A 21,327-nucleotide genomic window follows, 5' to 3' on the forward strand; every position below is an offset into this window, starting at 1 on the left:
ACTTTTAATGGTGCAGGGGCTGATCGGGGGAATGTTTGTTGTACTAGCATTCCTCGCCATTGGATGCCGGGTACTACTGCGACTATTGAGTGGGTTAAAGATCCTAGCCCAAAATATAATCCAGGGCAGATTCCAATGCCATCTTCTGATAGTAAAGAATGGAAGCAGTGGTATGAAATTCATGCGGCTAATTATACCAAGCACAGTGTGACGATTCCAATGCCTAAGTATATTGATAGTGCGGGTGTTAATTTGATTTTTCTACCTTGTGACGAGGTTCGGGTTGTGATCGACTCTGAGGAGAGGGGGCGGGTGTTTGGTAATCTTGTTGGCCCATATAACCAAGCTGTTCAAGAGCGGCTTGGTTTTAAAAAGGAGTGTAAGGAGTGATTTTTATCATCTATATTTTAAAAAAATGTACAAAATTCTTCAGTAATAAATGATGATTTATTGCCGGTGTTGAAATGTAAATACAATCAGATAAATAATCGATATTGTTGTTTTAAATAAAAGAGAACGTTATGTTGAAAATAATCCCTTTATTAGGTTTGCTTATTTGCCTTAGTGCCTGCAGTAGCACACCAGATATTGAGTATGTTGGCACAGCTGTTCGTATTATTGATACGAATAAAAATTATTATACGATTGTAAGCGCTACTTTTAATGGTGCAGGGGCTGATCGGGGGAATGTTTGTTGTACTAGCATTCCTCGCCATTGGATGCCGGGTACTACTGCGACTATTGAGTGGGTTAAAGATCCTAGCCCAAAATATAACCCTGGGCAGATTCCAATGCCATCTTCTGATAGTAAAGAATGGAAGCAGTGGTATGAAATTCATGCGGCTAATTATACCAAGCACAGTGTGACGATCCCCATGCCTGAGTATAAAAATAGTGCGGGCGTACATTTGATTTTTTTACCGTGTGATGAAGTGCGAGTTGTGATCGATTCTAAAGAGTTGGGGCGGGTGTTTGGTAATCTTGTTGGCCCATATAACCAAGCTATTCAAGAGCGGCTTGGCTTTAAAAAAGAGTGTAAGGAGTGATTTTTATCATATATATTTTAAAAAAATGTACAAAATTCTTCAGCAATAAATGATGATTTATTGCCGGTGTTGAAATATAAATACAATAAGATAAATAATCGATATTGTTGTTTTAAATAAAAGAGAACGTTATGTTAAAAATAATCCCTTTATTGGGTTTGCTTATTTGCCTTAGTGCCTGCAGTAGCACACCAGATATTGAGTATGTTGGAGCACCTGTTTCAGTTGTAGATACACATAAGGAATACTCCACAATTGTAAGCGCTTCATTTAACGGTGCTAGTGCACCTGGCGCTGGAGGTGAGATTTGCTGTGCTCGAATCCCTCGCTATTGGGTGCCGGGTACAACGGCGACTATTGAGTGGGTTAAAGATCCTAGTCCTGACTTTAATCCTGGAAAAGTTCCCGCTCCGATGTCTGGAACTGACGAGTGGCGTCAATGGTATAAGGTTCATAAGGATAACTATACCAAGCATAGTGTGACGATTCCCGTGCCCGAGTATAAAAAAAGTGCGGGCGTAACCTTGTTTTTCCTACCTTGTGACGAAGTACGTGTCGTGATTGATTCAAAAGAGCGGGGTCGAGTTTTAGGTAATCTTGTTGGCCCATTCAACCAAGCTGTTCAAGAGCGACTTGGGTTTAAGAAGGAGTGTAAGGAATGAGTGGGGCCATGCTTGCACCTAAATGGCCAGAGGCTGGTTATTTGCCTACGAGTTTACGTAGTGAGGTTATGCCTCAGCGTAAGCAACAATTAGCCGAAGTGAGCGAGTCTTGTATTTTGGCGCGGGCCGAAGGAAAGCCCGCACCCTGCGCGCAGGTTTTAAATATCAGCCTGTTTTTTGATGGCACGAATAATCATAATGTGTCTGATAGCGCGGCCAACCCGCGTAATACCAGTAATATTGCTCGCCTGTATCATGCCACTATTCAGGCTCCGGCCGCACGTTCTAATGGCTATTACAGTTATTACATCAATGGTGTTGGAACAGAGTTCAAAGAAATAGGTGAAATGAAGCCTAGTGAAGGCGGGCTGGCTTTTGCTGCGGGGGGAGATCAGCGGATTTTGTGGGGGCTGACACGGCTGGTGCATGCAGTGCGGCTTGCTTTAAGTGGGCAAGATGATTCACTAGAAGATGCTGATGCAAAAGCCTTGGTCGATCGAATGGAATACACCCGCTACAAAACCGTAAACGATAGAGAGGTGGTGAGTAATGCCTTAAAGAAAGACCGGCAGGAGGTAATGAACGAGGCCATGCAGCCCTTGCTGGAGAAAATCAAGCAGCCTTATAAGCCAGAGATTCAGAAGATTAAGTTGTTTGTTTATGGCTTTTCACGCGGCGCAGCAGAAGCCCGTGTTTTTGTTGGCCGCTTAGAAGAGCTATGTACTGAGGAGGGCGGTGGAAAGCTATTCTATGGGCTGCCCATCAGTGTGGAGTTTTTAGGGTTGATGGATACCGTGGCCTCGGTGGGGGTGGCAGGGATATCCGGCGGTGCTGAAGGGCATATGGGCTGGGCCGATGGCACGCTGGCCTTGGCTGCAGATTTAAGTTTTTTAAAACAGACTGCGCATTTGGTGAGTGCGCATGAGCAGCGGCTGTGTTTTCCTTTGGATTCTATTCGCTTAAAAAATGGCTCATACCCTCAAAGCACGATGGGCGAGTGGGTCTATCCTGGCGTGCATTCGGATGTGGGTGGGGGCTATCCGCCTGGGGATCAGGGCAAGGCGCCTAAATCGCAGGGGATGCTGCTATCGCAAATGCCGTTGCATCATTTATATGCGCTGGCGTTTAAGGCAGGAGCGCCATTGCGTGTGGATATAGGTAAGTTAGCTGATTTTAAGCAGGTAGCAGGTACAGATCTTGATGTTTTTCAGCACGAGCCTTGGCGAAAAATGGATCAAGCAACGATTGATGAGTTCGACGTTCAGACTGAGCTTATCCAGCGCTACAACGCGTGGGTTGCTCAAGCTAAACCCGCAAGCACCGTGGCAGATATATTAGAGTATCAGTCTGCACAAATAACGGCCTGGCGGATTGAGCGCTATGCAGGTGGCCCAAATGGTTCTGGGCCAGGGCAGGCAGATTGCACCTATTATAAGCAATCAGAAGACTCACCCGCATGGGTACGTAAGAAACAAAATGAGGCCTGGAAAAAACAAAGCAAAGCCACTAAAAATGCGCAGTCAGGTAAACCTGTGGAATTGAATGATCCGGAAGGAAAAGCCGCGCCAGTAAGCTATACACCCAATTTAAGTAAAACCTACGAACCCACAATGGATCAGACGCAATTAAGGGATGGGGCGGATGATTTTGCTGATGATTACTTTGATCGAGCTTCATTTAAAGTGGGTAATTTAGAAGGAATGATGGCCTCAGTTTTTCTTATGTTCCCTCGTGTTTTTAGTGAAGATTGCGGCCAAGAGCGGGTAACCATGCGCCATGCAGGTACTGAGCTTTATTCCTCTGTGATTGGTGATGAAAAGCTGATGGCGCTTTACGATAACCATGTTCATGATTCGCGGGCTTGGTTTATGCATTCGGCGCTGGCAAAGCGTGAGCCAGGGGGCAGTTATTTACGCTATCGGACGATTTATTTTACCGATGGTGTTCACAATAAAGCGCAGTATTGCAAAATACCGAGCAAACCCGTCGCGGATTTTATTACTGACCGAACAAGAGCGCGCCCTATTAATAATGCAGGCCTTAATTCAAGCTCTTCACCTTAGGCGATATGGGGGGCTAATGCTGAATACGCTTATTGCTGCGCATTGTTGTTCTTTTGTTTTATTTTGCAAATGTTTTTAATAGTAGCAATTTAGATAAATTAGAAAACATAAAAGCAAAGCCCCTCTTTACAATTGAAAAAAGCAGGATGTTTTGCCTGAGTTAGCGGCGGCATTTTAGTGATGATTCAACAAAAACTTTAGATTGCTGGTTTTTATCGTGTGATTAGGCGGCAATAATTGCCGAAGCCCTGCATAATTAGCCCTCCAGGCCCGCCAAAATGCGGGCTTTTTGCTTGGCACGTTTCCTGCTTCATCTCTATTTGTAAACAGCGTATCTTATGGCTTGTGATGATTAAAACTGGAGTTTGGCTATGTTAGGTCGTCTGGACGATTACTTCCGCCCGCAAGAAACTGCGTTGTCACTACGCAGCCAGCGGCAAGAAGTGTTGGCTTCAAATATCGCCAATAACGATACGCCAGGGTATAAGGCGCGCGATTTTGATTTTAAAAAATCGTTTGAAGCCGCCCTGCAAAAAAATCCAGTGAAGCCTTTAGTCGCAACAGACTCGCGTCATTTACAGCCAAAAGAGAGTATTGATCCCCTGTCTAAGGCCTTGCTCTACCGCAATCCAAGACAATCTGGCATTGATGGCAATACGGTGGATATGAATGCCGAAATGGCAGCGTTTACCGATAACGCCATCCGCTATCAGGCAGGGATTACTTTTATGCAGAAAAAGATTGAAGGTCTGCGCTCCGCGCTGACGGGCCAATAAGAGAGCTAAATCATGTCTATGTTCAGAGTGTTTGATATTGCTTCAACCGCCATGCACGCACAGACCACGCGTTTAAACGCTGTGGCGTCTAATTTAGCCAATGCAGAATCCATTACCAGCTCCAATGGCCAGCCCTATCGCGCCAAGCAGGTGGTGTTTCAATCTGCTCAAATGCCGGGCGGTGGCAAGGAATCAGTTGGGGTGCAGGTGGCTGGTGTGATCGAAGATCAAACACCGCCTAAACTGGTGTATGACCCCAAAAATAGCTTGGCTGATGCCAATGGCTATGTGGCCATGCCTAATGTGAATGTGGTGGAAGAAATGACCAATATGATTTCAGCTTCACGTTCGTATCAAACCAATGCCGATGTTATGAATACTGCAAAAACCCTGCTGCTGCGCACGCTGGCGCTGGGCCAATAAGGAGAATCATCATGGTTGCTCGTACAACGGTTAATTCAAGCACAGATTATGCCGCGCTGAATCAAAAAGCAGGAGCAGGCAAGGCCTCTGCGGCCGATCAGCAGCAAGATCGCTTTCTTAAGCTGCTGGTTAAGCAATTGCAAAGCCAAGACCCAATGAACCCAATGGATAACGCGGCAACCACCAGCCAGATGGCACAGATTAGTAGCGTAACGGGGATTGAAAAGCTCAATACCACCATGCAAACCATGCTGGCGAGCTTTTCTGCCGCACAAAGCTTTCAAGCGGCCGCCTTAATTGGCAAGGAAGTACTAACAGTAGGTAATAAAATGAAGTTTGATGGCACCAAGCCCGTTGATACACGCGTCGATCTGCCATCGGGTGTGAGCAATATTAAAGTATCCATCATGGATAAGAACGGCCTTGTGGTGGATAACATCACCTTGCCACAACAGCCCGCAGGCGCAGCGGCCGTGGCTTGGGATGGCAAAATGAATAATGGTGAAAAAGCCCCAGCGGGAGATTATTTAATTTCTGCGCGTGGCGTGCAAGATGGCAAGGAAATTGCTTTAAATACTTTAACTTGGCAAACCGCCAGCAGTGTTGAGTTGGCGAAGACGGGTGTCAAAGTGATGTTGGCGGATCAAAGCAGTGTTGATTTTAGTGCGGTAAGGCAAATTCGCTAGTTCAAGGCATCTGCAGTAAACAATTTTTGAGGGTACGGTTATGGGTTTCCAGCAGGGCTTGAGTGGTTTAAGTGCGTCGTCAAAAAGCCTAGACGCGATCGGTAATAATATTGCCAACTCTAGCACGGTCGGTTTTAAGCAATCGCGTTCAGAGTTTGCAGATATGTATGCCAATTCATTCGCTAGCTCATCGACCATCTCTGGGATGGGGGGGCGCACGGTTGCGGTGACTCAGCAATTTGGTCAGGGCAATATAACCTCTACCAATAACCCGTTGGATATTGCCATTACGGGCAACGGCTATTTCCGCATGATGGATGGCGATGCTGTTAGCTATACTCGAAATGGCCAATTTCAAGTCAATAAAGATGGTTTTATTGTGGGTAATACTGGCCAGAAACTCACTGGCTGGCCTTTTGATATCAATGCCAATGCCTTGCAAAAGGGCGGTAATCCTGCGCCTTTGCAATTGTCTGTGGGCAATATCGGCGCAAAAACTACCGGCTGGACAGAAGTTGCGGGTGGCGGCATTAGTGCAGGCCTACAGTTTGGGATGAATTTGGATGCTAGCCAGCTGCCTAAAGACAGAACCAACCCTCTTGCTGCCAATTATGTGGGGGCGCTGAACCCTGCTGATATTAAAACCTTTACCAATTCAACCTCAGCACAAGTTTATGATTCGCAAGGTGTTGCGCATAGCTTAACCATGTATTTTACTAAAACCGCACCCAATACTTGGGAAGTCAGAACGCGTTTTGATAGTGATCCGGTTTCATTGCCTAATAATGACCCGCTCAATTTAAATCCTTATCCAAATGTTACTTTTGATTCAAATGGTAAATTGATCAATGCCACGCCACTGGCTTTTAGTACCACGCTTGCTTCCGGTGCAACCTCGCCTTTGGCTTTTCATATTGGTTTAGAAGGTACAACTCAGTACGGTAGCCCATTTGGGGTGAATACCATTAGGCAAGATGGTTATCCTGACGGCGTGTTAACTGGGGTTGCGGTAGATCGTGAAGGGGTGATGCTAGGTAAGTATTCCAATGGGCAAAACAGGGCCATTGGGCAAGTCACACTGACTAACTTTGCTAATTCGCAAGGGCTGCAAAACTTAGGTGACAACCGCTGGGGGGAAACCTTTGCATCGGGCCAGCCTAGAACCAACGATCCTGGCACCAGCGATTTAGGCTCCTTGCAATCGGCCTCGGTGGAAGACGCTAACGTTGATCTAACCGCTGAACTGGTTAATTTGATTACAGCACAACGCACCTATCAGGCCAATGCGCAAACCATTAAAGCGCAAGATACTATCTTGCAAACGATTGTGAATCTGCGTTAATTGATAGGGTAGAAATGATTTTTTAAAATCATTCTACCCACGTGTTTTTATGCCCATGCCCGAGTAAACACAATGGATCGAATGCTGTATATCGCGATGACTGGGGCCAAGCAAACCATGCTGCGCCAGGCCTCGGTTGCCAATAATTTAGCTAATGTGGCTACGCCTGGGTTTAGGGCGGAGCTAACGGCTTTTCGCGCTGTGCCCGTGATTGGTGGTGTGGGTGCGCCCAGCCGTGCTTATGTGGTGGAGCAGGGTACAGGGGCTGATTTTACGCCGGGGATTATCCAGCAGACTGGGCGTTCTTTAGATGTGGCGGTGAATGGGGCGGGTTGGTTGGCGGTGCAAACCCCAACGGGTGAGGCCTATACCCGTAACGGTGGCTTTGAAATTGATGCCGCAGGCCTGTTAAAAACTCGTAGTGGCTTGGTGGTGCAGGGCGAAAATGGCCCGTTATCTATTCCAGAAAATACCCGAATTACTATTGCTAAAGACGGCACGATTAATGGCTCGCCTTTTGATAATCCGTCGCAGGCGGTAGAAATTGGCCGACTTAAATTAGTTAATCCGCCAGAAAACGAATTAGAAAAAGGCAGTGATGGCCTGTTTCGCCAAAGAAATGGCGAGGTGGCTCAGGCAGATGTTGGCGTAAAACTTGCTTCAGAATCCTTGGAAGTGAGTAATGTGAATCCGGTAGATCAGTTGGTGCATATGATCGGTGCGCAGCGCCAATATGATTTACAGATTAAAATGATGCAAACCGTCGATCAAAATGCCAGAAGTGCCGCGCAGTTGCTTTCATTAAATGGTTGATTATTAAAAACTTTATCCACTAAATACACAAAAAACACGAACAGATGGCGCGTTGTAATCACTCATTGCTTCATTTAAATGCCAACTTTAAAATTAAGTACTTACTAGCCTAATAAAAAAGAAAGTAGATTAAGTTACCTGATTATGTCTCTTGCTCAATGGACTCTGTACAGATGGGTTTCTTGAGTGTTGGGCTTGGTTTTTGAATGTGTAGGGCGGGTGAAACCCGCGAGCCATGCTGAAGCAATACGCGGGTTTCGCCCGCCCTACGATATTTATAATGAAATTGAGTAAGAGACATAATCAGGTTAAGTTAAGGTCGTGGGTATTTATTGGTTTTTTCGTGTGTTTAGTGCTTTTCGTGGACTAAACGTCCATGTGTGTAACATTAGATAATAAAATAGGAAGTACGCATCATGATGCGCTCGCTGTGGATTGCTAAGACTGGCATGGATGCCATGCAGATGAATGTGGATGTCATCTCGCATAACTTGGCCAACGTCAGCACCAATGGTTTTAAGCGTGAACGCGCGGTGTTTGAAGACTTGCTTTACCAAAATTTACGCCAGCCAGGCGGATCAACCAGTGCGCAAACCCAGCAACCAACCGGCTTGCAGCTTGGTACCGGTGTGCGGCCTGTGGCCACGGCCCGTATCCATATGCAGGGTAATTTGCAGCTTACCGATGGCCCGCTGGATATGGCGATTAATGGCCAAGGTTTTTTGCAAATAGCCATGCCTGATGGCACCACGGCTTATACCCGTGATGGCTCTTTTCAAGTGGATAGCCAGGGTGCCGTGGTCACTGCCAGTGGTTATGCCTTGCAGCCTGCTTTGCAAGTTCCGCAAGGCACTACAAAACTCACTATCGCTAAAGATGGTACGGTGACTGCCATTGTAAATAATGATGCGGCAGCGCCTGTGCAGTTGGGTAATATCCAGCTGGCTACTTTTATTAATCCGCCAGGCTTGCAATCTGTGGGTGAAAATCTCTACTTAGAAACCACGGCCTCTGGTGCGCCAACGGTAGGTACGCCCGGTACAAATGGCTTGGGCGCGCTTAACCAAGGCTATGTAGAAACATCGAATGTGAATGTAACTGAAGAGCTGATCAATATGATTCAAGCGCAGCGCTCGTTTGAAATTAATTCGCGGGCCATTAAAACCTCGGATGAGATGCTGCAAAAGCTCACTCAGTTGTAATGAGGGGATTTAAATGAAGTTACGCCTTGCCACAGCGGCAATGATTGCCGTACTGCTTGCCGCATGTACTACGCCTCCCTCGGTGGTGACCTTGCCAACCACGGCCAGACCGGCTCAGCCGGTTGTCGCCAGCATCAATAATGGTTCTATCTTTCAGCCCAATAGCTCACGTTTATTATTTGAAGAGCGGGTAGCGCGCAATATCGGTGATCTGCTCAATATCACCATCGAAGAAAACCTCGCTGCGGTTAATACTTCCAATAGCAGTAGTAATAAAGCCGGATCCTTGGATTACAGTACTAAGGGTAATATTCCGCTGCTGCCGTGGGATATCGAGCAATATTTCTCACGCGAAGGCACCGCTGCGGTTAAGTTGGCGGGTACAAATAAATTTGAAGGCAAGGGGGCGACCAACAGCACCAATACCTTTAAAGGCACGATTGCCGTGACGGTGATTGATTTACTCGCCAATGGCAATCTGATTGTGGGTGGGGAAAAGCAAGTTGCCGTGAATAATCAAATTAATACCCTGCGTTTTACTGGGGTGATTAATCCGCTGGATATTAAAGCGGGTAATACGATTTCATCGAATAAAGTGGCCGATGCGCGCATCGAGCAGCTGGGTGTTGGCTCAATGGCCGATGCCAATACTATTGGCTGGCTACAGCGATTTTTCTTAAATGTAATGCCGTTTTAAATAGGTTGTGTATATGTACCGTTTTGCCCTTATCTGCTGCTTTTTGTTTGCTTTGGCGCCTGCGCAGGCTGAAAAAATAAAAGACTTAGCGTCGGTTGCGGGGGTAAGGAATAACCAGTTGGTAGGCTATGGCTTGGTGGTAGGTTTGGATGGTAGCGGCGATCAAACCACGCAAACGCCATTTACCGTGCAATCGGTGGTGAATATGCTGACTAATCTGGGGATTCAAGTGCCTGTTGGCGGCAATATGCAGCTTAAAAACGTCGCCGCCGTAACCGTGACGGCAACCTTGCCGCCTTTTGCTCGGCCTGGGCAGCCGCTGGATGTAACGATTGCTTCGATTGGTAATGCAAAGTCTATTCGTGGTGGCACATTACTGATGGCTCCACTTAAGGGGGCGGATGGGCAGATTTATGCGATGGCACAGGGCAATATTATTGTGGCTGGGGCAGGCGCGTCGGCGGGTGGATCAAGCACGCAGGTTAATCAACTGGCTACAGGGCGTATTCCCGCTGGTGCAACGGTAGAAAAAGCCGTGGCTACTTTATTAGGCAATGGTGAGTTTGTGCAGCTGGAATTGCTAACCACTGATTTCACCACTGCTAATCGCGTGGTGAATGCCGTGAATTCCCAATTCTCAGGTACGGCAGTGGCTTTGGATGGCCGAGTAATCCAAGTGCGCGCGCCGCAAGATAATAATTTGCGTGTGGCTTTTTTATCCCGCTTAGAAAACATTGATGTCACTCCTGCTGAATCCAGTCCTAAGGTGATTATCAATGCGCGTACCGGCTCGATTGTGATGAATCAGGCGGTGAAGCTAGATAGCTGCGCTATTGCACACGGCAATTTAACCGTGACCATTACGGCAGATAATGCCGTTTCCCAGCCTGATCCACTCTCTGGGGGTAAAACCACCAAAGTGCAAAATGCCGATATCCAAATTAAAGCGGATAAAGGCCCCATTGTGCGTTTACCTAAGTCCAGCACGCTGCGAGACGTGGTGCGCGCTTTAAATGCTGTAGGCGCAACGCCGCAGGATTTATTGGCTATTTTGCAAGCCATGAAGGCTGCAGGTAGTTTGAAGGCGGAGTTGGAAGTGATTTGAGTTTTTTGTACACGGTGGCTTACGCCAAAATGCCGGCTAACCCACCTTAAGAAACGACTCCTTATTCTCGATTCCTCATAGGCACGCTTATTGCTTCATATTTGCTTAATCTCTTATTTAAGCGTTGGTCAGTATGATCTCCTTAGCCACTCCTTCTAGTAATGATCTTGCCATTGATGTGCGTGGTGTGGATAGCTTACGTCAGTTGGCTCGCAAAGATCCGAGCAAAGCGGCTTTAGAGGTTGCGCGTGAATTTGAGGCTTTGTTGACCAATCAAATGCTCAAATCAATGCGTGAAGCCACGCCTAAGTACGATGAGATGGAATCAGGCACGGCGGATATGTTTCGTGGCATGCACGATCAGCAGCTCTCGCAAATGTGGTCTAAGCACGGTGGTGTGGGCTTTGCTGAATCTATTGTGCGGCAAATAGAATTGCAGCGTGATCCTTCGCTCTACCAAAAGCCATCACGTACTTTGCACAATGATTTACCCGCGGCAAAAGCGGCCGAGGCTTCGGCAAAAGATGCCGTATCGGGTGATTCGTTTGTAGCAAAGCAGGTGGGTAATGCCAGCGCAGCCGCCGCGGCTTTAGGCGTATCTGCCCATGTTTTAGTGGCACACGCTGCCTTAGAGTCAGGCTGGGGTAAAAAGCCGATTCGGGATGCGGCGGGTGCGGATAGTCATAATCTATTTGGCATTAAAGCGACTAAAGATTGGCAAGGCAAAACCACAGATATCACCACTACCGAGTTTATTGGTGGGCGGGCTCAAAAGCGGGTAGAGAGCTTTAGAGTGTATGACTCGTATGCAGAAAGCTTTAATGATTACGCTAGCTTAATCAAGCGCCGCTACACCGAGGCTATGGGCCAAGGAAGTAATGCGCAGGGCTTTGCAAAGGCTTTGCAAACCGGTGGCTACGCTACAGACCCGCAGTATGCAAATAAATTAGCGCAAGTTGCTGAGCAATTACGACGTCAATTAGCCTGATTTTAAAGAGTGGCAGATAGGCTTTTTATTCCGCCTTCAAGTATGGGCCGTTTGTGCCGATAAATAGTAGCAAAGGAGTTGCATCATGGGAGCCAGTGTTTTTGGTATCGGCCTAAGTGGCCTAAACGCAGCAAGTTTAGGCTTGAGTACGACTGGGCATAATATTGCCAATGCTAATACGCTTGGCTATTCCCGCCAAAACGTGAAGCAAAGTGCCCCTTACCCTCAATATACCGGTAATGGTTTTACTGGGCTTGGCGTACGTGTGGATACCGTGCAGCGCTCTTATGATGAATTTTTAACTAAGCAAGTTCAAACCGCTACCTCTCAAGACAGCTACTACGGTACTTATCTTGCTGAAATTAAGCAGGTTGATAACTTGGTGGCCGATCCTGCTGCGGGCGTGTCACCGGTTTTGCAATCATTTTTTAGCGCCGTCCAAGGGATGGCCACCAATCCAGCGTCTTTGCCCGCTCGTCAATCTTTAATGAGCAATGCGCAGGGCTTGGTAAACCGTTTCCAAGTGTTTGATCAGCGGCTTTCTGAAATGCGTGCAGGCGTAAATGGCAATTTAGTCAGCGCTGCTGATCATGTCACCGCCTTGTCTAAACAAATTGCCCAAATTAACGGCCAAATTGCCGTTTCGAGCAGTGGTGGGCAATTGCCAAATGATTTGCTGGATCAGCGTGATCAAATGGTGTTGGATTTAAATACCCTGGTAAAGGCCACCTCTATTAAACAAAGCGATGGCTCTATTAATGTGTTTATTGGCAATGGTCAAAATCTGGTGGTAGGTGGCACGGCCTATGCCATTGCTGCAAAGCCTTCTATTAGTGATCCACAACGGCTTTCTATTGTGTACACCCAGGGAGCCATTGATGCAGAAATTCCTGAAACCATGCTTACAGGCGGCCAATTGGGTGGCTTGCTTGAGTATCGGAGCAAAGTATTAGATTCAGCACAAAACTCAATTGAGCGCATGGCTGTGGTGCTAGGACAGACGTTTAATGCCCAGATGCGTCAAGGGCAAGATTTGTACGGCAATATGGGGACGAATTTTTTTGATTACCCGCAGGGGAATGTGTCTTTAGTGCATACCGTGGTTGCCCCTCCAGCTGCCAATGTGAGCTCTACATTTGCCACTGTAAGTTTGCCAGCAGGGGTGAAGAGTGTAGCCAGTGATTACTCTTTGAAATACGACCCTGCAAGTGCTGGCAATGAGTATGTGATTACTCGTTTATCGGACAATGTGTCGCAGTCGGTGAGTGCAGCCTCTATGGGGACGGGGCCTACCGTCTTGGGTTTAACTTGGAATGTGGTTGCAGGCACGATGGCAGCGGGTGAAAAAGTAGGGGTCAGTATGCCGCCTGTTATTGGTAATGTGCTGTCTAATCGCAATAACACCGCTGCTATTCCGCCTGCTGTAGCCCCTGTGTTGGGAGGCTATATTGAAGACGTGAGTAAAATTCAGGCCAGTGATTATGAAGTATTTTACGATGGCACTGATTACCAAGTGACGCGGCAATCGGATGGCCAGCGCACCCAAATTACTGGTGGAGTGGGCGGGCAATTTGCCAATAATGCTAATTCTATTGTTGTAGACGGTTTGCGTTTAAGTTTTTCGCAAGGAACGCCAACGGCAGGTGATCGGTTTACCGTGCAACCCTACGCGGGTTTTAGCCGTAGTTTAAGCATTAAGCCAACAGATCCACGGGTGATTGCCGCAGGTGTGCCCATTATTTCAAATACACAACGTACTAATACGGGTACCGGCAAAATTAGCCAAGTATCGGTGGATGCGGCGTCCACCATCACCACACAATCGGCGGTTAACCCTGCGCTTAAAAATCCGGTTACGATCACTTTTGCCTCGCCTACTACCTATACCTTAACCGATGGCGCAACAACATCTGCGCCGATTGGTTATGTAGCAGGCCAGTTGATTTCCTTTAATGGCTGGAATGTAAAAATTGATGGGCAGCCAGCACAAGGGGATAAGTTTTCCATTGATCCTGGTACCTCGCTAGATGCCGATGGCCGCAATGCCTTGAAACTGGGCGAATTACAGTCGCGTAAAATAATTGACGGCGGTAAGGCTAATTATCAAGAGGCTTATGGGCAGATGGTTGCGGTGATTGGGGCAAAAACCAATGAAGTGGCTATTATGTCGACCGCACAAATTGAGGTGCGTAAACAAGCCGAGATTTCGCGTGATTCTGTTTCTGCTGTGAATTTGGATGAAGAAGCCGCTAATTTATTGCGCTATCAGCAGGCTTATCAAGCCTCCAGTAAAGTAATTCAAATTGCACAACAAGCATTTGATGCCATTGTGCGAATTGGTGGCTAATAGGTGTTTCAATCCTATTGCTCAGTATTTATAAGGAATAAATAGCATGCGTATCGCCACCACGACCATTTATAAGCAAGGTGCTGCAGAATTGCAGCGCCATTCTAGCGTGCAAGCGAAATTGCAAAATCAATTGTCGACGGGCCGTCGCGTGCTGACGCCTGCTGATGATCCTATTTCATCGGCAAAAATATTAGATGTCACTCAAGCACAAGAGCTAAATAAGCAGTATGCCGTGAATAGCCAAACGGCGGATTCGGCAATGCGCCTTTCTGAATCAACTTTGCATCAAGTCACTGAGTTGCTACACGATATTTATTCCTTGGCGGTGAGCGCTGGTAATCCTTCGCAAACCGTTGCAGAAAAAAAGCTCCTTGATGCTCAGCTGCAAGGCCAATACAAGGAAATGATGAGCCTTGCCAATGCAACCGACGGTGTTGGCTCTTATTTGTTTTCTGGCTTCAAAGGCTCAACTCAACCTTTTAGTGAAACTTCATTTGGTAATGTGACTTACGCTGGGGATGATGGGCAGCGGCAGATGCAAATCTCTGGTTCTAGGCAGATCCCCGTTTCTGAATCGGGTTATCAGATTTTTCAAGCGGGCCGCACCGGTAATGGCAGTTTTGTTAACTCTGCAAATAGTGTGGCACCCGGTAATAGTGGCAGCGGCATCATCAGCCCTGGCGAAGTGGTGGATGTAACCAAATGGAATAACCCAGCTCATTCACAGAAATTTAAGCTTGAGTTTCAATCGGTGAATGATCCGGCAAACCCAGGTAAGCCGGTGATTTCTTATGATCTGATTGATAATCAGCCCCTGCTTGCCGATGGCGTGACTGCAAACACTAACTTCAATAAATCATTAGTGGATGGGTATGATTACACTGCCGGTGTAAGGCCTGCGATTCTTGGTCAGCTTAATAATTATCCGCGTCCTTATGTGCCAGGTGGCGATATTCAGTTTAAAAACCTAGCCACCGATCCGGTTGGAATCCCGCCGGTTGCCGCTTGGGATTACGGTATCAAAATGAATGTAACTGGGCAGCCAAGTACGGTGATTGGCCCCTTAGGTGCGAGCGCCACTCCTACAGGGATTGTTGCTAGTGGCGTTTTAGATTCATTTAATGTTGATCCAAGCCGTAATAATGGCGATATTTTCCAAACCATGAAGGTTTTTTCTGATGCTCTGAATAACTATCAGACTAGCCCAACAGGGATGGCTAACTTTCATAATCAACTGAATGCTGTCTTGCAAAATACCAGCAATATGCTAACCAATGTGCTGAGCTCAAATGGTAGCTTTGGGGCCAAAATGGTGGAAACGCAATCAGTACAAGATACCAATGGCGATTTAAAAGTGCAGTACGGGCAAACCTTGTCACAATTACAAGATTTGGATTATTCCACCGCACTGAGTGATTTTTCTTTAACCCAGACCCTGCTTGAGGCTTCGCGCAAATCGTTCTCTCAAGTGCAAGGTTTAAGCTTATTTCAGTACATTAACTAGCAATTGTTTTTACCTTAATAAACAAAAAATGCGGCCAGCTATTAGCCGCTTTTTTTGTGGGCAAGCTGCCCTTGGTTTACTCCTGTATTATTCGGCCTATGGCTAAAATTCGATCTACTTTTATTTGTCAGCTTTGCGGTGCAGCGTCGCCGAAGTGGCAGGGGCAATGCCCAGGTTGTGGCGAGTGGAATACGCTGCAAGAAGGCGTGGCAGAGGCTGCTCCGAGCACGCGTTTTCAATCTTTGGCGGCCGATGGAGCCATTCATCAACTCAGCGATGTAGAGGCGGCAGAAATCCCTCGTATCCCTACCGGCATGGCCGAGCTTGACCGCGTGCTCGGTGGTGGTTTGGTGCCAGGTGGCGTGGTGCTGATTGGAGGGGACCCAGGGATTGGTAAATCAACGCTACTGCTGCAGGCGATGACGCTGTTGGCGGCGGCAAGAGCGGTTTTGTATGTGTCTGGCGAAGAATCGCCGCAGCAAATTGCTTTGCGTGCCAAGCGCCTAGGTTTGCCCGCTGGTAAAGTGGCTTTATATGCCGAAATCGGCTTAGAAAAAATCTTGGCGGCTTTGGAAAAAGTTGGCCCCCAAGTGGCGGTGATTGACTCGATCCAAACCGTTTATTCTGAGGCCTTAACCTCCGCACCAGGTAGCGTGGCGCAGGTTAGAGAATGTGCAGCCCAGCTCACCCGGTATGCCAAGCGCACCGGCACGACTATTTTCTTGGTTGGCCATGTCACCAAAGATGGCGCCATTGCTGGCCCGCGCGTGCTTGAGCATATTGTTGATGCCGTATTGTATTTTGAGGGCGACACGCATTCTAGTTTTAGGTTAATACGCGCCATTAAAAACCGCTTTGGAGCGGTCAATGAACTAGGTGTGTTTGCCATGACGGATAAAGGCTTGCGTGAAGTCTCAAATCCTTCGGCATTATTTTTATCCCAGCACAAAGAGCCGGTGCCAGGTAGCTGCGTACTGGTGACGCAAGAGGGCACGCGGCCGCTATTGGTGGAGATTCAAGCCTTGGTAGATGATGCACATTCACCTCAGCCCAAGCGCTTGGCTGTAGGGGTGGAGCAAAACCGCTTGGCTTTGCTGCTGGCGGTGTTGCATCGCCATGCGGGGATTGCTGCATTTGATCAAGATGTGTTTATTAACGCGGTAGGCGGCGTGCGGATCGCCGAGCCTGCGGCAGATTTGGCGGTTTTACTGGCGATTGTGTCCTCTCTCAAAAACCGGCCCTTGCCAGAAAAGCTAGTGGTGTTTGGTGAGGTGGGGCTGGCTGGTGAAGTGAGGCCAGTGCAGCGTGGGCAGGAGCGCCTGCGTGAGGCGGCAAAGCTGGGCTTTACCCATGCAATTATCCCTAAGGGTAATCGTCCGCGCCAAGCGATTGAAGGAATGACAGTAACGCTGGTTGAGCGTTTGGATGAAGCCGTTAGCGCGGCAATGTAAGTTTTCTAGTACAATGGGCTTGAAAAATAAGCGTACGCCCACATCAATAAAACATTGCTGGCTGCTTCATCCTTCGTCTAGGATTCGTTGAGCCAATCGATTACCCCCATGCTGGAGATTTAATATGAGTGAACATATCGCACAGGTAACAGATGCCACTTTTGATGCTGAGGTTTTACAAGCACAAGGCCCTGTTTTGGTTGATTACTGGGCTGAGTGGTGCGGTCCGTGCAAAATGATTACTCCTATTTTGGAAGAAGTGGGTGCTGAGTACGCAGGTCGTTTGAAAGTTGCTAAGCTTAATATCGATGATAACCAAGCTACGCCACCTAAGTACGGCATCCGTGGTATCCCTACATTAATGTTGTTTGTGAACGGTGAAGTAAAGGCAACTAAGGTTGGTGCGTTGTCAAAATCACAATTAACCGCATTTCTTGATAGTAATATTTGACAGTACTGGTTAAACCCGTATAGGCTTCTATGTATTCAACTGGGCCAGCCGGATATTCTTTTCGGCCCGTCCAGTCTATTATCTAATTTTCCCTTCCCGATTTATTCAAGCGCGCCCTCCTATGCACCTGTCTGATTTAAAACACCTCCACGTTTCCGAACTTGTTGATATGGCTACGTCTTGCGAGATTGACGGTGCAAACCGGCTGCGTAAGCAAGATCTCGTTTTTGCCATATTGAAAACTAAAGCCAAGAAAGGCGAAAACATTTATGGCGATGGAACGCTAGAAGTGTTGCCTGATGGTTTTGGGTTTTTGCGAAGCCCCGATACCTCGTATTTAGCTGGTCCTGACGATATTTACGTTAGCCCTAGCCAAATTCGTCGCTTTAATCTGCATACTGGTGACACGATTGACGGCGAAATTCGAACGCCTAAAGATGGCGAGCGCTATTTTGCTCTGGTTAAAGTCGATAAAGTAAATGGTGAGTCGCCAGAAAATGCCAAGCATAAAATTTTATTCGAAAATTTAACGCCGTTATTCCCGAATAAGCGCTTGCATCTTGAGCGTGATATTCGCGCCGAAGAAAACATCACCGGCCGCATCATTGATTTGATCGCACCTATCGGTAAAGGCCAGCGCGCACTGTTAGTTGCGCCGCCAAAAACCGGTAAAACCGTGATGTTGCAGCACATCGCCCATGCTATCAGTGCCAATCACCCTGAAGTAATGCTGATTGTCTTGCTGATTGACGAGCGCCCTGAAGAAGTGACCGAAATGCAGCGCTCCGTGAAGGGTGAAGTGGTTTCTTCGACCTTTGACGAGCCAGCAACACGCCACGTACAAGTGGCAGAAATGGTGATCGAAAAAGCCAAGCGCCTCGTTGAGCATAAAAAAGACGTGGTGATTCTGTTAGATTCGATTACTCGTTTAGCCCGTGCCTACAATACCGTTGTGCCTGCTTCAGGCAAGGTACTAACGGGGGGTGTGGATGCAAATGCCTTGCAGCGCCCTAAGCGCTTCTTTGGCGCCGCGCGTAATATTGAAGAGGGTGGTAGCTTAACCATTATTGCAACGGCACTGATCGATACCGGTAGCCGTATGGATGATGTGATTTACGAAGAATTCAAGGGTACGGGTAATAATGAAATCCACCTTGATCGTCGTATGGCAGAAAAACGCACTTATCCAGCACTCAATGTTAATCGCTCCGGTACACGTCGCGAAGAATTGCTAATTCAGCAAGATCAATTGCAAAAAATTTGGGTTCTGCGCAAATTACTTTATCCAATGGATGATTTGGATGCGATGGAATTCTTGTTAGATAAAATCAAAGGCACCAAAAATAATATGGATTTCTTTGATTCGATGCGTCGATAATTACAAAAGCGCAGCTTGTTCAAATTGCGCTTTTGTGCGATCATCTCGTTTTTATGGCTAGTGTTGGCACAACCCCAGCACGCTAACAAGGGAAGTTAAAATGAAAGACGGCATTCACCCAGAATATAAAGAAGTGGTATTCCACGACACAGCTGCTGATTTTAAATTTATCAGCCGTTCTACTCTGACTGCTAAACAAACTATCGTTTGGACAGATGGTAAAGAGTACCCGCTGGTTAAGTTGGATATCTCTTCAGAATCACACCCGTTCTACACCGGTAAGCAAAAGATTGTGGACACTGCCGGTCGCATCGACAAGTTCCGTCAAAAATACAGCATGTACGGCAGCAAGGAATAATTGTTCCTGCGCAGTATCTGAAAAAGGCAGCCACGCGCTGCCTTTTTTGCATTTAAAAAATAGTTTTCAAAAATCCGGCCAAAACAACCGGACTATCGTGGGCTCTGGGTAAACACCATGCTGACTTATATTCCTCCTGCAGATCGGGAGCCCCTGCCTGTTGGGGCAGAAAAGCCTTGGCTATTGCTACTTCTTTGTTTGGTTTGGCTTGTGCCAGGTTTGATTGGCCATGATCCTTGGAAACCTGATGAAGTTGAAACTGCTGCAGTGATTCAGCAGTTTATGCATGGCACTTACTGGTCTATTCCACAATTTGCAGGACAGCCTTATTTAGAAAGCGCTCCTTTGTATTATTGGACCGCCGCCTTGTTTGCTTGGCCTTTACAAAACCTAGGGATGGCCGTGCACGATGCAGCTCGGTTAACGACGGGTATTTGGATGGCACTCGCATTGTGGGGGCTAGGTTTGGTAGGGCGGGAGCTTTATGGCCGCCGCTATGGCCGAGTTGCTGTGATTACCATGATTGGTTGTATTGGTTTGATTATTTGGGGGCATCATCTTTCCCCTCAGGTTTTGGTGTTAGCAGGGTTTTCTTGGCATGCCTATGGTCTTGCCTATGCATTGCGTCAGCCGCTTAGGGCTGGGTTTATCTTAGGACTAGCATGGTTGCTATTATTGCTTGGGGGGAATTGGGCCGAATTTATATTGGCATTCAGTTCTGCTTTGGTTTTATTTTTATTTAAACCTTGGCGCAGCACGTCCTATGCGGTGAGTTTGTTGTGCGCTTTAGTGATTGCTGTGCCTCTGAGTGCAATTTGGCCGATTGATCTTTATCAGCATGCACGGCCTGTATTTGATTTGTGGCTAGGCCAATATGCTTTGGGGCCGTTTGGTGGTTTGACTAATTTCAAAGCATTTCATGCTTTTGGTTTTTTCTTTTCTATTGCACTGTGGTTTGCATGGCCAGCATTACCCTTGGCGATGTGGGGGCTATGGGCAAATCGTCATCAGCTAAGCCAGCCTAAGATGTTGTTGCCAAGTGTTTTGCTGCTTATGCATGTGCTTTGGTTTGTGATGGCGGGGGACGCACGTGAATCACATGCCTTGATTGTGTTATTGCCCCTCTCTATTTTGGCCGCGAGTGGGGTGGATGATTTGCGCCGTGGCGCAGCTCAAGCGCTTAACTGGTTTGGTTTGATGACTTTTGGCCTCTTTACTGGGCTGTTGTGGCTAGGATGGCTTGCCGTGCATACGGGAGTGCCAACCGGCATGGCTAGAACGCTGCGGGAGGCGAGCCCCGCTTATCAAGCACAGTGGAGCTGGCTAGGAATTGTGTTTGCGCTTTGCTTAACAGGAATATGGGGTCTTGTCATTGCTCGTAAACGTCCGCCAGGACGTTTGGCAGTAACCAATTGGGCTTGTGGTGTGACCTTGATTTGGGGAGTGTTAATTAGCCTCTGGCAACCATGGCTAGATGCATCAAAAAGCTATCGCGCTGTATCTTATTCATTACGAGATGCCATGCAAGGGCAAACCTCCTGCATTGATGGGCGTCATATTTCATCGGCACCACTGGCTTCTTTTGAGTATTTTGCAGGTATTACCCTAAGGCAGGGGAGCAGGGCCGAAGCTTGCCGTTTACGGATGAGTGTGGGTGGAGAGCCCTTGGGTAGTACGGTGTTATGGCGTGGCAATCGTGCAGGTGAGCAAAAAGAGTCCTTCGCCCTGATCGAGGTTCCGCTGTAAAAAAGGATCGTTTACTTAAATGTAAACGATCCTTTTTTACATCTACTGCATCATCGCTGGATGATTTTATTTTATATTTAAGTTAGCCGTTTTTTTAGCTGCATGAGCCGCTGTATCTTCTATAACCTTACGGCGCACATAAAAAAACCTGATTATGTCTCTTGCTCAGGAGCCCTTGATTTAGCCATTCGCGCGGCGTAAAGTGAACGAACGTTCTTCTTTGCGGAGGTGGATCATGCCCATCAATGGCATCCAGATGCAAAAAGGCTTGTCTTTGCCTGAGTTC

Annotated in this window: 20 protein-coding genes; all 20 read left to right on the top strand. The window is 47.3% G+C overall.

Translation table 11 applies throughout. The features are described from left to right. Nucleotides 1-390, top strand: a 390-nt coding sequence (locus Q0R17_RS07980; protein WP_293933759.1) for a DUF3304 domain-containing protein, incomplete at its 5' end; no start/stop codon positions are given. A gap of 131 nt (nt 391-521) precedes the next feature. Continuing rightward, nucleotides 522-1,046, top strand: a complete 525-nt coding sequence (locus tag Q0R17_RS07985) for a DUF3304 domain-containing protein (RefSeq protein ID WP_293933762.1) — start codon at nt 522-524, stop codon at nt 1,044-1,046. Nucleotides 1,047-1,177: 131 nt separating this feature from the next. Beyond that, the gene (locus Q0R17_RS07990; protein ID WP_293933764.1) at nt 1,178-1,708 is read left to right on the top strand and encodes a DUF3304 domain-containing protein; all 531 of its coding nucleotides are present in this window, start codon (nt 1,178-1,180) and stop codon (nt 1,706-1,708) included. An 8-nt stretch (nt 1,709-1,716) separates the two neighbouring features. Further along, nucleotides 1,717-3,771: a DUF2235 domain-containing protein gene (locus tag Q0R17_RS07995; protein ID WP_293933766.1), complete on the top strand. Its 2,055-nt coding sequence runs from the start codon at nt 1,717-1,719 to the stop codon at nt 3,769-3,771. Between the two features lie 371 nt (nt 3,772-4,142). Then, a complete protein-coding gene (flgB, locus tag Q0R17_RS08000; protein ID WP_293933768.1) occupies nt 4,143-4,547 on the top strand; it encodes a flagellar basal body rod protein FlgB in 405 nt (134 codons plus the stop codon). A gap of 12 nt (nt 4,548-4,559) precedes the next feature. Beyond that, the gene (gene flgC, locus Q0R17_RS08005; RefSeq protein WP_293933770.1) at nt 4,560-4,970 is read left to right on the top strand and encodes a flagellar basal body rod protein FlgC; all 411 of its coding nucleotides are present in this window, start codon (nt 4,560-4,562) and stop codon (nt 4,968-4,970) included. Nucleotides 4,971-4,981: 11 nt separating this feature from the next. Then, nucleotides 4,982-5,656, top strand: a complete 675-nt coding sequence (locus Q0R17_RS08010; protein WP_293933772.1) for a flagellar hook assembly protein FlgD — start codon at nt 4,982-4,984, stop codon at nt 5,654-5,656. 40 nt (nt 5,657-5,696) lie between these two features. Continuing rightward, nucleotides 5,697-6,998, top strand: coding sequence for a flagellar hook protein FlgE (gene flgE / locus Q0R17_RS08015; protein WP_293933774.1), 1,302 nt, complete (start codon nt 5,697-5,699; stop codon nt 6,996-6,998). Nucleotides 6,999-7,070: 72 nt separating this feature from the next. Next, a complete protein-coding gene (gene flgF, locus Q0R17_RS08020; protein WP_293933776.1) occupies nt 7,071-7,811 on the top strand; it encodes a flagellar basal-body rod protein FlgF in 741 nt (246 codons plus the stop codon). A gap of 416 nt (nt 7,812-8,227) precedes the next feature. Next, nucleotides 8,228-9,013 carry a flagellar basal-body rod protein FlgG gene (gene flgG, locus Q0R17_RS08025; RefSeq protein ID WP_293933779.1) on the top strand — a complete coding sequence of 262 codons (786 nt, stop codon included), beginning with the start codon at nt 8,228-8,230 and terminating at the stop codon, nt 9,011-9,013. A gap of 13 nt (nt 9,014-9,026) precedes the next feature. Then, nucleotides 9,027-9,710 (top strand): flagellar basal body L-ring protein FlgH, encoded by a 684-nt coding sequence (locus Q0R17_RS08030; RefSeq protein ID WP_293933782.1) that lies wholly within the window; start codon nt 9,027-9,029, stop codon nt 9,708-9,710. Between the two features lie 13 nt (nt 9,711-9,723). Then, on the top strand, nt 9,724-10,815 hold the full coding sequence (locus tag Q0R17_RS08035) for a flagellar basal body P-ring protein FlgI (RefSeq protein ID WP_293933784.1): 1,092 nt from the start codon (nt 9,724-9,726) through the stop codon (nt 10,813-10,815). Nucleotides 10,816-10,948: 133 nt separating this feature from the next. Continuing rightward, nucleotides 10,949-11,803, top strand: coding sequence for a flagellar assembly peptidoglycan hydrolase FlgJ (flgJ, locus tag Q0R17_RS08040; protein ID WP_293933786.1), 855 nt, complete (start codon nt 10,949-10,951; stop codon nt 11,801-11,803). 85 nt (nt 11,804-11,888) lie between these two features. After that, a complete protein-coding gene (gene flgK, locus Q0R17_RS08045; RefSeq protein ID WP_293933789.1) occupies nt 11,889-14,150 on the top strand; it encodes a flagellar hook-associated protein FlgK in 2,262 nt (753 codons plus the stop codon). A 46-nt stretch (nt 14,151-14,196) separates the two neighbouring features. Further along, nucleotides 14,197-15,657: a flagellar hook-associated protein FlgL gene (gene flgL / locus Q0R17_RS08050; protein ID WP_293933791.1), complete on the top strand. Its 1,461-nt coding sequence runs from the start codon at nt 14,197-14,199 to the stop codon at nt 15,655-15,657. 98 nt (nt 15,658-15,755) lie between these two features. Then, on the top strand, nt 15,756-17,108 hold the full coding sequence (radA, locus tag Q0R17_RS08055; protein ID WP_293933794.1) for a DNA repair protein RadA: 1,353 nt from the start codon (nt 15,756-15,758) through the stop codon (nt 17,106-17,108). Between the two features lie 124 nt (nt 17,109-17,232). Continuing rightward, nucleotides 17,233-17,559 carry a thioredoxin TrxA gene (trxA, locus tag Q0R17_RS08060; RefSeq protein ID WP_293933796.1) on the top strand — a complete coding sequence of 109 codons (327 nt, stop codon included), beginning with the start codon at nt 17,233-17,235 and terminating at the stop codon, nt 17,557-17,559. 121 nt (nt 17,560-17,680) lie between these two features. Continuing rightward, nucleotides 17,681-18,937 (top strand): transcription termination factor Rho, encoded by a 1,257-nt coding sequence (rho, locus tag Q0R17_RS08065; protein WP_293933798.1) that lies wholly within the window; start codon nt 17,681-17,683, stop codon nt 18,935-18,937. Nucleotides 18,938-19,037: 100 nt separating this feature from the next. Continuing rightward, nucleotides 19,038-19,295, top strand: a complete 258-nt coding sequence (locus Q0R17_RS08070; protein WP_130107238.1) for a type B 50S ribosomal protein L31 — start codon at nt 19,038-19,040, stop codon at nt 19,293-19,295. A 117-nt stretch (nt 19,296-19,412) separates the two neighbouring features. Beyond that, a complete protein-coding gene (locus Q0R17_RS08075; protein WP_293933801.1) occupies nt 19,413-21,041 on the top strand; it encodes a glycosyltransferase family 39 protein in 1,629 nt (542 codons plus the stop codon). The last annotated feature ends 286 nt before the right edge of the window (nt 21,042-21,327 follow it).

The organism is Iodobacter sp., from assembly GCF_025352645.1.
GTDB lineage: Bacteria > Pseudomonadota > Gammaproteobacteria > Burkholderiales > Chitinibacteraceae > Iodobacter.

Excerpts from the sequence above, each read along its gene's own strand:
- Q0R17_RS07985 (WP_293933762.1), top strand. The coding sequence starts at position 522 with ATGTTGAAAATAATCCCTTTATTAGGTTTGCTTATTTGCCTTAGTGCC.
- Q0R17_RS07990 (WP_293933764.1), top strand. The coding sequence starts at position 1,178 with ATGTTAAAAATAATCCCTTTATTGGGTTTGCTTATTTGCCTTAGTGCC.
- Q0R17_RS07995 (WP_293933766.1), top strand. The coding sequence starts at position 1,717 with ATGCTTGCACCTAAATGGCCAGAGGCTGGTTATTTGCCTACGAGTTTA.
- flgB (WP_293933768.1), top strand. The coding sequence starts at position 4,143 with ATGTTAGGTCGTCTGGACGATTACTTCCGCCCGCAAGAAACTGCGTTG.
- flgC (WP_293933770.1), top strand. The coding sequence starts at position 4,560 with ATGTCTATGTTCAGAGTGTTTGATATTGCTTCAACCGCCATGCACGCA.
- Q0R17_RS08010 (WP_293933772.1), top strand. The coding sequence starts at position 4,982 with ATGGTTGCTCGTACAACGGTTAATTCAAGCACAGATTATGCCGCGCTG.
- flgE (WP_293933774.1), top strand. The coding sequence starts at position 5,697 with ATGGGTTTCCAGCAGGGCTTGAGTGGTTTAAGTGCGTCGTCAAAAAGC.
- flgF (WP_293933776.1), top strand. The coding sequence starts at position 7,071 with ATGGATCGAATGCTGTATATCGCGATGACTGGGGCCAAGCAAACCATG.
- flgG (WP_293933779.1), top strand. The coding sequence starts at position 8,228 with ATGATGCGCTCGCTGTGGATTGCTAAGACTGGCATGGATGCCATGCAG.
- Q0R17_RS08030 (WP_293933782.1), top strand. The coding sequence starts at position 9,027 with ATGAAGTTACGCCTTGCCACAGCGGCAATGATTGCCGTACTGCTTGCC.
- Q0R17_RS08035 (WP_293933784.1), top strand. The coding sequence starts at position 9,724 with ATGTACCGTTTTGCCCTTATCTGCTGCTTTTTGTTTGCTTTGGCGCCT.
- flgJ (WP_293933786.1), top strand. The coding sequence starts at position 10,949 with ATGATCTCCTTAGCCACTCCTTCTAGTAATGATCTTGCCATTGATGTG.
- flgK (WP_293933789.1), top strand. The coding sequence starts at position 11,889 with ATGGGAGCCAGTGTTTTTGGTATCGGCCTAAGTGGCCTAAACGCAGCA.
- flgL (WP_293933791.1), top strand. The coding sequence starts at position 14,197 with ATGCGTATCGCCACCACGACCATTTATAAGCAAGGTGCTGCAGAATTG.
- radA (WP_293933794.1), top strand. The coding sequence starts at position 15,756 with ATGGCTAAAATTCGATCTACTTTTATTTGTCAGCTTTGCGGTGCAGCG.
- trxA (WP_293933796.1), top strand. The coding sequence starts at position 17,233 with ATGAGTGAACATATCGCACAGGTAACAGATGCCACTTTTGATGCTGAG.
- rho (WP_293933798.1), top strand. The coding sequence starts at position 17,681 with ATGCACCTGTCTGATTTAAAACACCTCCACGTTTCCGAACTTGTTGAT.
- Q0R17_RS08070 (WP_130107238.1), top strand. The coding sequence starts at position 19,038 with ATGAAAGACGGCATTCACCCAGAATATAAAGAAGTGGTATTCCACGAC.
- Q0R17_RS08075 (WP_293933801.1), top strand. The coding sequence starts at position 19,413 with ATGCTGACTTATATTCCTCCTGCAGATCGGGAGCCCCTGCCTGTTGGG.